The 12770-nt window shown below is 53.4% G+C and carries 9 protein-coding genes; all 9 read left to right on the top strand.

Features of this window, described 5'->3' with window-relative positions; translation table 11 throughout:
• The coding region (locus ABLU95_RS20365; protein WP_072082015.1) for an elongation factor Tu at positions 1–98 on the top strand (98 nt) is incomplete at its 5' end.
• A 337-nt stretch (positions 99–435) separates the two neighbouring features.
• Positions 436–819 (top strand): preprotein translocase subunit SecE, encoded by a 384-nt coding sequence (gene secE / locus ABLU95_RS20370; RefSeq protein ID WP_002883772.1) that lies wholly within the window; start codon positions 436–438, stop codon positions 817–819.
• Between the two features lies 1 nt (position 820).
• Positions 821–1366, top strand: a complete 546-nt coding sequence (nusG, locus tag ABLU95_RS20375; protein WP_001287521.1) for a transcription termination/antitermination protein NusG — start codon at positions 821–823, stop codon at positions 1364–1366.
• Positions 1367–1522: 156 nt separating this feature from the next.
• Positions 1523–1951 carry a 50S ribosomal protein L11 gene (rplK, locus tag ABLU95_RS20380; RefSeq protein WP_002884034.1) on the top strand — a complete coding sequence of 143 codons (429 nt, stop codon included), beginning with the start codon at positions 1523–1525 and terminating at the stop codon, positions 1949–1951.
• 3 nt (positions 1952–1954) lie between these two features.
• Positions 1955–2659 carry a 50S ribosomal protein L1 gene (rplA, locus tag ABLU95_RS20385; RefSeq protein ID WP_002884036.1) on the top strand — a complete coding sequence of 235 codons (705 nt, stop codon included), beginning with the start codon at positions 1955–1957 and terminating at the stop codon, positions 2657–2659.
• Positions 2660–2948: 289 nt separating this feature from the next.
• The gene (rplJ, locus tag ABLU95_RS20390) at positions 2949–3446 is read left to right on the top strand and encodes a 50S ribosomal protein L10 (RefSeq protein ID WP_001207203.1); all 498 of its coding nucleotides are present in this window, start codon (positions 2949–2951) and stop codon (positions 3444–3446) included.
• 66 nt (positions 3447–3512) lie between these two features.
• Positions 3513–3878: a 50S ribosomal protein L7/L12 gene (rplL, locus tag ABLU95_RS20395; RefSeq protein ID WP_002884142.1), complete on the top strand. Its 366-nt coding sequence runs from the start codon at positions 3513–3515 to the stop codon at positions 3876–3878.
• Between the two features lie 324 nt (positions 3879–4202).
• Positions 4203–8231: a DNA-directed RNA polymerase subunit beta gene (gene rpoB / locus ABLU95_RS20400; RefSeq protein ID WP_004206758.1), complete on the top strand. Its 4029-nt coding sequence runs from the start codon at positions 4203–4205 to the stop codon at positions 8229–8231.
• A gap of 76 nt (positions 8232–8307) precedes the next feature.
• Positions 8308–12531 carry a DNA-directed RNA polymerase subunit beta' gene (gene rpoC, locus ABLU95_RS20405; protein ID WP_023291591.1) on the top strand — a complete coding sequence of 1408 codons (4224 nt, stop codon included), beginning with the start codon at positions 8308–8310 and terminating at the stop codon, positions 12529–12531.
• The last annotated feature ends 239 nt before the right edge of the window (positions 12532–12770 follow it).

A 12770-nucleotide genomic window follows, 5' to 3' on the forward strand; every position in this document is an offset into this window, starting at 1 on the left:
TGATCCACCCGATCGCGATGGACGATGGTCTGCGTTTCGCAATCCGTGAAGGCGGTCGTACCGTTGGCGCGGGCGTGGTTGCTAAAGTTCTCGGCTAATCGCTGATAACATTTGACGCAATGCGCAATAAAAGGGCATCATTTGATGCCCTTTTTGCACGCTTTCACACCAGAACCTGGCTCATCAGTGATTTTATTTGTCATAATCATTGCTGAGACAGGCTCTGAAGAGGGCGTTTATACACCAAACCATTCGAGCGGTAGTGCGACGGCAAATCAGTATCCTTCTTTGCAACAGCAGGGCAGGGGCGACAGAACCGTCAGCGTTGAAGCAATTTGAATAGTTAAGTGTATAATCCGAAACTTAATTTCGGTTTGGATCGCCTCGCCCCCGCGGGGTGAAATTGTTTGTAGAATACTTCTGACAGGTTGGTTTATGAGTGCGAATACCGAAGCTCAAGGGAGCGGGCGCGGCCTGGAAGCGATGAAGTGGATTATCGTTGCCGTGCTGCTGATCGTGGCGATCGTGGGCAACTTCCTTTATCGCGACATTATGCTGGCGGTGCGTGCGCTGGCCGTGGTTATTCTTATTGCTGCTGCCGGTGGCGTCGCGCTGTTGACGACGAAAGGTAAGGCGACCGTTGCTTTTGCTCGCGAAGCGAGAACCGAAGTTCGTAAAGTGATTTGGCCGACTCGCCAGGAAACGCTGCATACTACGCTGATTGTTGCTGCCGTGACTGCAGTAATGTCACTGATCCTGTGGGGACTGGATGGTATTCTGGTTCGCCTGGTCTCCTTTATCACTGGCCTGAGGTTCTGAGATGTCTGAAGCTCCTAAAAAGCGCTGGTACGTCGTTCAGGCGTTTTCCGGTTTTGAAGGTCGCGTAGCCACGTCGCTGCGTGAACATATCAAATTACACAACATGGAAGAGTTATTTGGTGAAGTCATGGTCCCGACCGAAGAAGTGGTTGAGATCCGTGGCGGCCAGCGTCGCAAAAGCGAACGTAAATTCTTCCCGGGCTACGTTCTGGTCCAGATGGTCATGAACGACGCAAGCTGGCACCTGGTGCGCAGCGTACCGCGCGTGATGGGCTTCATCGGCGGTACCTCTGACCGTCCGGCGCCGATCAGCGACAAAGAAGTCGACGCCATCATGAATCGTCTGCAGCAGGTTGGCGATAAGCCGCGTCCGAAAACGCTGTTTGAACCGGGTGAAATGGTTCGCGTTAACGACGGTCCGTTCGCTGACTTTAACGGCGTGGTGGAAGAAGTGGACTATGAGAAGTCCCGCCTGAAAGTTTCCGTTTCTATCTTCGGTCGTGCGACCCCGGTAGAACTGGACTTCAGCCAGGTTGAGAAGGCGTAAGCCGGCGATCAAAAAAGCAGCGATTTAATCGTTGCATAGGGCGCGAAATTGGCATACAATTTCGCGCCTTTTGTTTTTATGGGCCCGGCCCGTAAAACGATGTTTAATCACGGGGAGCTTCTCTGAAGCGTTAATACCCAATTTGAGGATTTAAGAATGGCTAAGAAAGTCCAAGCCTACGTCAAGCTGCAGGTTGCAGCTGGTATGGCGAACCCGAGCCCGCCGGTCGGCCCAGCACTGGGTCAGCAGGGCGTGAACATCATGGAATTCTGCAAAGCGTTCAACGCCAAAACTGATTCCCTGGAGAAAGGTCTGCCGATCCCGGTTGTTATCACCGTTTACGCTGACCGTTCCTTTACCTTTGTTACCAAGACTCCGCCGGCTGCTGTTCTGCTGAAGAAAGCTGCAGGCATCAAGTCTGGTTCCGGTAAGCCGAACAAAGATAAAGTGGGTAAAATCTCCCGCGCTCAGCTGCAGGAAATCGCGCAGACCAAAGCTGCCGACATGACTGGTGCCGACATTGAAGCGATGACTCGCTCCATCGAAGGTACTGCACGTTCCATGGGCCTGGTAGTGGAGGACTAAGAAATGGCTAAACTGACCAAGCGCATGCGCGTGATCCGTGAGAAAGTTGATGCAACTAAACAGTACGACATCAACGAAGCCATCGCTCTGCTGAAAGAGCTGGCCACCGCTAAATTTACCGAAAGCGTAGACGTTGCCGTTAACCTCGGCATCGACGCGCGTAAATCTGACCAGAACGTCCGTGGCGCAACTGTACTGCCGCACGGTACTGGCCGTTCCGTTCGCGTAGCCGTATTTACCCAGGGCGCAAACGCTGAAGCTGCTAAAGCTGCAGGCGCTGAGCTGGTAGGTATGGAAGATCTGGCTGAGCAGATCAAAAAAGGCGAAATGAACTTTGACGTTGTTATTGCTTCCCCGGATGCAATGCGCGTTGTTGGCCAGCTGGGTCAGGTTCTGGGTCCGCGTGGCCTGATGCCGAACCCGAAAGTGGGTACCGTAACTCCGAACGTTGCTGAAGCGGTTAAAAACGCGAAAGCAGGTCAGGTTCGTTACCGTAACGACAAAAACGGCATCATCCACACCACCATCGGTAAAGTGGACTTTGACGCTGACAAACTGAAAGAAAACCTGGAAGCTCTGCTGGTTGCGCTGAAAAAAGCAAAACCGACTCAGGCGAAAGGCGTGTACATCAAGAAAGTTAGCATCTCCACCACCATGGGTGCAGGTGTTGCAGTAGATCAGGCTGGCCTGAACGCTTCTGCAAACTAATGCCTTTACGTGGGCGGCGAATTTGTCTACAATCTTCGCCCACGTTTGCTAACGATGGTTAGCAGGTAACCGAATTGTTCGTTGGAGCCTGGCCTATCCAGGCCTCCGTCGAAGACCGCAGGTGTTTCGCAAGAAACTTAATCCCCTGCGTAGACGGTGACAGAACGCTAAGATTATTTTTGGATATTCTGGCTTGTTTCTGCTCACCGTATTTAGACGCTCTATTCGTTGAATTGAGTGAAGTGAGTTCCAGAGCATAGGCTCTGGCAAACATCCAGGAGCAAAGCTAATGGCTTTAAATCTTCAAGACAAACAAGCGATTGTTGCTGAAGTCAGCGAAGTAGCCAAAGGCGCGCTGTCTGCAGTAGTTGCGGATTCCCGTGGCGTAACTGTAGATAAAATGACTGAACTGCGTAAAGCAGGTCGTGAAGCTGGCGTATACATGCGTGTTGTTCGTAACACCCTGCTGCGCCGCGTCGTTGAAGGTACTCAGTTCGAGTGCCTGAAAGACACGTTTGTTGGTCCGACCCTGATTGCATACTCTATGGAACACCCGGGCGCTGCTGCTCGTCTGTTCAAAGAGTTCGCGAAAGCGAATGCAAAATTTGAGGTCAAAGCCGCTGCCTTTGAAGGTGAGCTGATCCCGGCGTCGCAGATCGACCGCCTGGCAACTCTGCCGACCTACGAAGAAGCAATTGCACGCCTGATGGCAACCATGAAAGAAGCTTCGGCTGGCAAACTGGTTCGTACTCTGGCTGCTGTACGCGATGCGAAAGAAGCTGCTTAATCGCAGTTATCATTGTAAAGCATTCGCTTACGTATAAACTTATTCTGATATTCAGGAACAATTTAAATGTCTATCACTAAAGATCAAATCATTGAAGCAGTATCCGCTATGTCCGTAATGGACGTTGTTGAGCTGATCTCTGCAATGGAAGAAAAATTCGGTGTTTCCGCTGCTGCTGCTGTAGCTGTAGCTGCTGGCCCGGTTGAAGCTGCTGAAGAAAAAACTGAATTCGACGTAATTCTGAAAGCTGCTGGCGCTAACAAAGTTGCTGTTATCAAAGCAGTACGTGGCGCGACTGGCCTGGGTCTGAAAGAAGCTAAAGACCTGGTAGAATCTGCTCCGGCTGCACTGAAAGAAGGCATCAGCAAAGACGACGCTGAAGCTCTGAAAAAATCTCTGGAAGAAGCTGGCGCTGAAGTTGAAGTTAAATAAGCCAACCCTTCCGGTTGCAGCCTGAGAAATCAGGCTGAGGCTGGTGACTTTTTGGTCACCAGCCTTTTTGCGCTGTAAGGCGCCAGTAGCGTTTCACGCTGTTTGACTACTGGTTTGCCTCTCAATGCTTGTTTCTATCGACGACTTAATATACTGCGACAGGTTAGGGTTCCTGGGCTGTGTAAATCGCAATGAAATGGTTTAAGCGTGATAGCAACAGGCATTGCGGAAAGTGTTCCATTTTCCGGTCAACAAAATAGTGTTGCATAAAAAACTGCCCTCTGCGGGCAGATGGGTCGACTTGTCAGCGAGCTGAGGAACCCTATGGTTTACTCCTATACCGAGAAAAAACGTATTCGTAAGGATTTTGGTAAACGTCCACAAGTTCTGGATGTGCCATATCTCCTTTCTATCCAGCTTGACTCGTTCCAGAAGTTTATCGAGCAAGATCCTGAAGGGCAGTACGGTCTGGAAGCTGCTTTCCGTTCCGTGTTCCCGATTCAGAGCTACAGCGGTAATTCCGAGCTGCAATACGTCAGCTACCGTCTGGGCGAACCGGTTTTTGACGTTAAAGAATGTCAGATCCGTGGCGTGACTTACTCTGCACCGCTGCGCGTAAAACTGCGTCTGGTGATCTACGAGCGCGAAGCGCCGGAAGGCACCGTCAAAGACATTAAAGAACAAGAAGTCTACATGGGCGAAATCCCGCTCATGACCGACAACGGTACCTTCGTCATCAACGGTACCGAGCGTGTTATCGTTTCTCAGCTGCACCGTAGCCCGGGCGTCTTCTTTGACAGTGACAAAGGTAAGACTCACTCATCCGGTAAGGTTCTGTATAACGCACGTATCATCCCTTACCGCGGTTCCTGGCTGGACTTCGAATTCGACCCGAAAGACAACTTGTTCGTTCGTATCGACCGTCGTCGTAAGCTGCCGGCTACCATCATCCTGCGCGCGCTGAATTACACCACTGAGCAGATCCTTGACCTGTTCTTCGAAAAAGTGGTCTTTGAAATTCGCGACAACAAGCTGCAGATGGAGCTGATTCCGGAGCGTCTGCGCGGTGAAACCGCCTCCTTCGATATCGAAGCCAACGGCAAAGTGTACGTTGAGAAAGGCCGTCGCATCACGGCTCGCCATATCCGTCAGCTGGAAAAAGACGATATCAAGCATATCGAAGTGCCGGTTGAATATATCGCGGGCAAAGTGGCGGCTAAAGACTATATCGATGAAGCGACTGGCGAACTGATCTGCCCGGCGAACATGGAGCTGAGCCTGGATCTGCTGGCTAAGCTGAGCCAGTCTGGCCACAAGCGCATCGAAACGCTGTTTACCAACGATCTGGACCACGGTCCATACATCTCTGAAACGGTACGCGTCGACCCGACTAACGATCGTCTGAGCGCGCTGGTAGAAATCTACCGCATGATGCGCCCTGGCGAGCCGCCGACTCGTGAAGCCGCTGAAAGCCTGTTTGAGAACCTGTTCTTCTCCGAAGACCGCTACGATCTGTCCGCGGTTGGTCGTATGAAGTTCAACCGTTCTCTGCTGCGCGACGAAATCGAAGGTTCCGGTATCCTGAGCAAAGACGACATCATCGAAGTGATGAAGAAGCTCATCGATATCCGTAACGGTAAAGGCGAAGTGGACGATATCGACCACCTCGGCAACCGTCGTATCCGTTCCGTTGGCGAAATGGCGGAAAACCAGTTCCGCGTTGGCCTGGTACGTGTAGAACGTGCGGTGAAAGAGCGTCTGTCTCTGGGCGATCTGGATACCCTGATGCCTCAGGATATGATCAACGCCAAGCCGATTTCCGCAGCAGTGAAAGAGTTCTTTGGTTCCAGCCAGCTGTCTCAGTTTATGGACCAGAACAACCCGCTGTCTGAGATCACGCACAAACGTCGTATCTCCGCACTCGGCCCAGGCGGTCTGACCCGTGAGCGCGCAGGCTTCGAAGTTCGAGACGTACACCCGACTCACTACGGTCGCGTATGTCCAATCGAAACGCCTGAAGGTCCGAACATCGGTCTGATCAACTCCCTGTCCGTATACGCGCAGACCAACGAATATGGCTTCCTCGAGACGCCGTATCGTAAAGTGACCGACGGTGTGGTTACCGACGAAATTCACTACCTGTCTGCTATCGAAGAAGGCAACTACGTTATCGCTCAGGCGAACTCCAACCTGGATGAAAACGGCCACTTCGTAGAAGATCTGGTGACCTGCCGTAGCAAAGGCGAATCCAGCTTGTTCAGCCGCGACCAGGTTGACTACATGGACGTATCCACCCAGCAGGTGGTATCCGTCGGTGCGTCCCTGATCCCGTTCCTGGAACACGATGACGCCAACCGTGCATTGATGGGTGCGAACATGCAACGTCAGGCCGTTCCGACTCTGCGCGCAGATAAGCCGCTGGTTGGTACCGGTATGGAACGTGCTGTAGCCGTCGACTCCGGCGTTACTGCCGTTGCTAAGCGCGGCGGTACCGTTCAGTACGTGGATGCTTCCCGTATCGTTATCAAAGTTAACGAAGACGAGATGTACCCGGGCGAAGCGGGTATCGACATCTATAACCTGACTAAATACACCCGTTCTAACCAGAACACCTGCATCAACCAGATGCCTTGCGTGTCCCTGGGCGAACCTATCGAGCGCGGCGACGTGCTGGCCGACGGCCCGTCCACCGACCTCGGTGAGCTGGCGCTGGGTCAGAACATGCGCGTCGCGTTCATGCCGTGGAACGGCTACAACTTCGAAGACTCCATCCTCGTTTCCGAGCGTGTTGTCCAGGAAGACCGTTTCACCACTATCCACATTCAGGAACTGGCGTGCGTGTCCCGTGACACCAAGCTGGGGCCGGAAGAGATCACCGCTGACATCCCGAACGTGGGTGAAGCTGCGCTCTCCAAACTGGATGAGTCCGGTATCGTTTATATCGGTGCGGAAGTGACCGGCGGCGACATTCTGGTTGGTAAGGTTACGCCGAAAGGTGAAACCCAGCTGACGCCGGAAGAGAAACTGCTGCGTGCGATCTTCGGTGAGAAAGCGTCTGACGTTAAAGACTCTTCTCTGCGCGTACCGAACGGTGTCTCTGGTACCGTTATCGACGTTCAGGTCTTTACCCGTGACGGCGTAGAAAAAGACAAACGTGCGCTGGAAATCGAAGAGATGCAGCTGAAGCAGGCCAAAAAAGACCTGTCTGAAGAACTGCAGATCCTCGAAGCCGGTCTGTTCAGTCGTATCTACGCGGTGCTGGTCTCCGGTGGCGTTGAAGCTGAGAAGCTCGACAAACTGCCGCGCGATCGCTGGCTGGAACTGGGCCTGACCGACGAAGAGAAACAAAATCAGCTGGAACAACTAGCTGAGCAGTACGACGAACTGAAACACGAGTTCGAGAAAAAACTCGAAGCGAAACGCCGCAAAATCACCCAAGGCGACGATCTGGCACCGGGCGTGCTGAAGATTGTTAAGGTATACCTGGCCGTTAAACGCCGTATCCAGCCTGGTGACAAGATGGCAGGTCGTCACGGTAACAAGGGTGTTATCTCTAAGATCAACCCGATCGAAGATATGCCGCACGATGCTAACGGTACGCCGGTAGATATCGTCCTGAACCCGCTGGGCGTACCGTCTCGTATGAACATCGGTCAGATCCTGGAAACTCACCTGGGTATGGCTGCGAAAGGCATCGGCGATAAGATCAACGCCATGCTGAAACAGCAGCAGGAAGTCGCGAAACTGCGCGAGTTCATCCAGCGTGCCTACGATCTGGGCGCTGACGTTCGTCAGAAAGTTGACCTGAATACCTTCAGCGATGAAGAAGTTCTGCGTCTGGCTGAAAACCTGCGTAAAGGTATGCCGATCGCAACGCCGGTGTTCGACGGTGCGAAAGAAGCGGAAATTAAAGCGCTGCTGCAGCTGGGCGACCTGCCGACTTCCGGTCAGATCACCCTGTTCGACGGCCGCACCGGTGAGCAGTTCGAGCGTCCGGTAACCGTGGGTTACATGTACATGCTGAAACTGAACCACCTGGTCGACGACAAAATGCACGCGCGTTCCACCGGTTCTTACAGCCTGGTGACTCAGCAGCCGCTGGGTGGTAAGGCGCAGTTCGGTGGTCAGCGCTTCGGTGAGATGGAAGTGTGGGCGCTGGAAGCATACGGCGCAGCCTACACCCTGCAGGAAATGCTCACCGTTAAGTCTGATGACGTGAACGGTCGTACCAAGATGTATAAAAACATCGTGGACGGCAATCACCAGATGGAACCGGGCATGCCGGAATCCTTCAACGTACTGTTGAAAGAAATTCGCTCGCTGGGCATCAACATCGAACTGGAAGACGAGTAATTCTCGCTCAAACAGGTCACTGCTGCCGGGTTAACGCCCGGCAGCGGAATGTGCTAACTCCGACGGGAGCAAATCCGTGAAAGACTTATTAAAGTTTCTGAAAGCGCAAACTAAAACCGAAGAGTTTGATGCGATCAAAATTGCTCTGGCTTCGCCAGACATGATCCGTTCATGGTCTTTCGGTGAAGTTAAAAAGCCGGAAACCATTAACTACCGTACGTTCAAACCTGAGCGTGACGGCCTTTTCTGCGCCCGTATCTTTGGGCCGGTAAAAGACTATGAGTGCCTGTGCGGTAAGTACAAGCGCCTGAAACACCGCGGTGTGATCTGTGAGAAGTGCGGCGTTGAAGTGACCCAGACTAAAGTGCGTCGTGAGCGCATGGGCCACATTGAGCTGGCATGTCCGACTGCGCACATCTGGTTCCTGAAATCCCTGCCGTCCCGTATCGGCCTGCTGCTGGATATGCCGCTGCGCGATATCGAACGTGTACTGTACTTTGAATCCTATGTGGTTATCGAAGGTGGCATGACCAACCTCGAACGCAACCAGATTCTGACCGAAGAACAGTACCTGGACGCGCTGGAAGAGTTCGGTGACGAATTCGACGCGAAGATGGGTGCGGAAGCGATCCAGGCGCTGCTGCGCAATATGGATCTGGAGCAGGAATGCGAGCAGCTGCGTGAAGAGCTGAACGAAACCAACTCCGAAACCAAGCGTAAAAAGCTGACCAAGCGCATCAAGCTGCTGGAAGCCTTCGTACAGTCTGGCAACAAGCCGGAGTGGATGATCCTGACCGTTCTGCCGGTACTGCCGCCAGATCTGCGTCCGCTGGTTCCGCTGGATGGCGGTCGTTTCGCGACGTCTGACCTCAACGATCTGTATCGTCGCGTGATCAACCGTAACAACCGTCTGAAACGTCTGCTGGATCTGGCTGCGCCGGATATCATCGTACGCAACGAAAAACGTATGCTGCAGGAAGCGGTTGACGCCCTGCTGGACAACGGTCGTCGCGGTCGTGCGATCACCGGTTCTAACAAACGTCCTCTGAAATCTTTGGCCGATATGATCAAAGGTAAACAGGGTCGTTTCCGTCAGAACCTGCTCGGTAAGCGTGTTGACTACTCCGGTCGTTCTGTTATCACCGTAGGTCCATACCTGCGTCTGCATCAGTGCGGTCTGCCGAAGAAAATGGCGCTGGAGCTGTTCAAACCGTTCATCTACGGCAAGCTGGAACTGCGTGGCCTGGCCACCACCATCAAAGCCGCTAAGAAGATGGTTGAGCGCGAAGAAGCTGTCGTTTGGGATATCCTGGACGAAGTTATCCGCGAACACCCGGTCCTGCTGAACCGTGCGCCGACCCTGCACCGTCTGGGTATCCAGGCATTCGAACCGGTTCTGATCGAAGGTAAAGCCATCCAGCTGCACCCGCTGGTTTGTGCGGCATACAACGCCGACTTCGATGGTGACCAGATGGCTGTTCACGTACCGCTGACGCTGGAAGCCCAGCTGGAAGCGCGTGCGCTGATGATGTCTACCAACAACATCCTGTCCCCGGCGAACGGCGAACCAATCATCGTTCCGTCTCAGGACGTTGTACTGGGTCTGTACTACATGACCCGTGACAGTGTTAACGCCAAAGGCGAAGGCATGGTGCTGACTGGCCCGAAAGAAGCTGAGCGTATTTATCGCGCCGGCCTGGCCTCTCTGCATGCGCGCGTTAAAGTGCGTATCACTGAATACGAAAAAGACGACAATGGTGAGTTTGTCGCGAAAACCAGCCTGAAAGACACGACCGTTGGCCGTGCCATTCTGTGGATGATCGTACCGAAAGGTCTGCCGTTCTCTATCGTGAACCAGGCGCTTGGTAAGAAAGCGATCTCCAAGATGCTGAACACCTGTTACCGTATTCTGGGCCTGAAACCGACCGTTATTTTCGCGGACCAGACGATGTACACTGGCTTTGCTTACGCAGCGCGTTCAGGTGCATCCGTTGGTATCGATGACATGGTCATCCCGGAGAAAAAATACGAAATCATCAGCGAAGCGGAAGCGGAAGTTGCTGAGATTCAGGAACAGTTCCAGTCCGGTCTGGTGACCGCGGGCGAACGCTATAACAAAGTTATCGATATCTGGGCTGCGGCGAACGATCGTGTATCCAAAGCGATGATGGATAACCTGCAAACCGAAACCGTGATTAACCGTGATGGTCAGGAAGAGCAGCAGGTTTCCTTCAACAGCATCTACATGATGGCCGACTCCGGTGCGCGTGGTTCTGCTGCACAGATTCGTCAGCTGGCCGGTATGCGTGGTCTGATGGCGAAGCCGGATGGCTCCATCATCGAAACGCCGATCACCGCGAACTTCCGTGAAGGTCTGAACGTACTCCAGTACTTCATCTCCACGCACGGTGCGCGTAAAGGTCTGGCGGATACCGCACTGAAAACAGCGAACTCCGGTTACCTGACTCGTCGTCTGGTCGACGTTGCCCAGGACCTGGTCGTCACTGAAGACGACTGCGGCACCCTGGAAGGCATCACTATGACGCCGGTTATCGAAGGTGGCGACGTTAAAGAGCCGCTGCGCGATCGCGTACTGGGTCGTGTGACGGCGGAAGACGTGCTGAAGCCGGGTACTGCGGATATTCTGGTTCCACGCAACACGCTGCTGCACGAGCACTGGTGTGACCTGCTGGAAGCGAACTCCGTTGACTCCGTCAAAGTGCGTTCCGTTGTATCCTGTGACACCGACTTTGGTGTATGTGCGCACTGCTATGGTCGTGACCTGGCGCGTGGCCACATCATCAACAAAGGTGAGGCTATCGGCGTTATCGCGGCACAGTCCATCGGTGAGCCGGGTACACAGCTGACGATGCGTACGTTCCACATCGGTGGTGCGGCATCTCGTGCGGCTGCTGAATCCAGCATCCAGGTGAAAAACAAAGGTAGCATCAAGCTCAGCAACGCGAAGTCGGTTGTGAACTCCAGCGGTAAACTGGTTATCACTTCTCGTAACACCGAGCTGAAGCTGATCGACGAATTCGGTCGTACCAAAGAGAGCTATAAAGTGCCTTACGGTGCGGTTATGGCGAAAGGCGACGGTGAGCAGGTTGCCGGCGGTGAAACCGTCGCAAACTGGGATCCGCACACCATGCCGGTTATCACCGAAGTGAGTGGTTTTATCCGCTTCACTGACATGATCGACGGCCAGACCATTACTCGTCAGACCGACGAGCTGACCGGTCTGTCTTCGCTGGTGGTTCTGGACTCTGCAGAACGTACCGCAGGTGGTAAAGATCTGCGTCCGGCGCTGAAAATCGTTGATGCTCAGGGCAACGACGTTCTGATCCCAGGTACCGATATGCCTGCTCAGTACTTCCTGCCGGGTAAAGCGATTGTTCAGCTGGAAGATGGCGTACAGATCAGCTCTGGTGACACCCTGGCGCGTATTCCGCAGGAATCCGGCGGTACCAAGGACATCACCGGTGGTCTGCCGCGCGTTGCGGACCTGTTCGAAGCACGTCGTCCGAAAGAGCCGGCTATTCTGGCTGAAATCAGCGGTATCATTTCCTTCGGTAAAGAAACCAAAGGGAAACGTCGCCTGGTTATCACCCCGGTAGACGGTAGCGAGCCGTACGAAGAGATGATTCCGAAATGGCGTCAGCTCAACGTGTTTGAAGGTGAACGTGTAGAACGTGGTGACGTAGTTTCCGACGGTCCGGAAGCACCGCACGACATTCTGCGTCTGCGTGGCGTACATGCTGTGACCCGTTACATTGTTAACGAAGTCCAGGACGTATACCGTCTGCAGGGCGTTAAGATTAACGATAAACACATCGAAGTTATCGTTCGTCAGATGCTGCGTAAAGCCACCATCGAAAGCGCAGGCAGCTCCGACTTCCTCGAAGGCGAGCAGGTGGAATACTCCCGCGTCAAGATCGCGAACCGCGAACTGGAAGCGAACGGCAAAGTGGGCGCAACGTTCTCCCGCGATCTGCTGGGTATCACCAAAGCGTCTCTGGCCACCGAGTCCTTCATCTCCGCGGCATCGTTCCAGGAGACCACTCGCGTGCTGACCGAAGCAGCCGTTGCGGGCAAACGCGACGAACTGCGCGGTCTGAAAGAGAACGTCATCGTGGGTCGTCTGATCCCGGCCGGTACCGGTTATGCGTACCACCAGGATCGTATGCGCCGTCGCGCTGCTGGCGAACTGCCGGCGGCACCGCAGGTGAGCGTGGAAGAAGCATCTGCCAACCTGGCAGAGCTGCTCAACGCAGGTCTGGGCGGTTCTGACAACGATTAATCGTTGATGCACTGCTAAAAAGCCGGTCAGGTTTCCTGACCGGCTTTTTTATTGCCTGTTCTCCGCAGTCCCCGTCTTTAATTACATTTACGCCATATCCAGGATGCAATTTTTTAGCAATTAATTCATAAAAAATATCCTTTAGCCTTTCACCTCAAAAACCTTTCTTTATATATGGGTAAAACTTCTACTCATATCAAAAAATAAACAATTCAAAGAGGATATATTCAAAATACCTG

It is taken from the genome of Klebsiella sp. GG_Kp146 (assembly GCF_040061975.1).
GTDB lineage: Bacteria > Pseudomonadota > Gammaproteobacteria > Enterobacterales > Enterobacteriaceae > Klebsiella > Klebsiella quasipneumoniae.

What these genes read in the sequence shown, in the direction of transcription:
- secE (WP_002883772.1), top strand. Translation starts at nt 436, where the DNA reads ATGAGTGCGAATACCGAAGCTCAAGGGAGCGGGCGCGGCCTGGAAGCG.
- nusG (WP_001287521.1), top strand. Translation starts at nt 821, where the DNA reads ATGTCTGAAGCTCCTAAAAAGCGCTGGTACGTCGTTCAGGCGTTTTCC.
- rplK (WP_002884034.1), top strand. Translation starts at nt 1,523, where the DNA reads ATGGCTAAGAAAGTCCAAGCCTACGTCAAGCTGCAGGTTGCAGCTGGT.
- rplA (WP_002884036.1), top strand. Translation starts at nt 1,955, where the DNA reads ATGGCTAAACTGACCAAGCGCATGCGCGTGATCCGTGAGAAAGTTGAT.
- rplJ (WP_001207203.1), top strand. Translation starts at nt 2,949, where the DNA reads ATGGCTTTAAATCTTCAAGACAAACAAGCGATTGTTGCTGAAGTCAGC.
- rplL (WP_002884142.1), top strand. Translation starts at nt 3,513, where the DNA reads ATGTCTATCACTAAAGATCAAATCATTGAAGCAGTATCCGCTATGTCC.
- rpoB (WP_004206758.1), top strand. Translation starts at nt 4,203, where the DNA reads ATGGTTTACTCCTATACCGAGAAAAAACGTATTCGTAAGGATTTTGGT.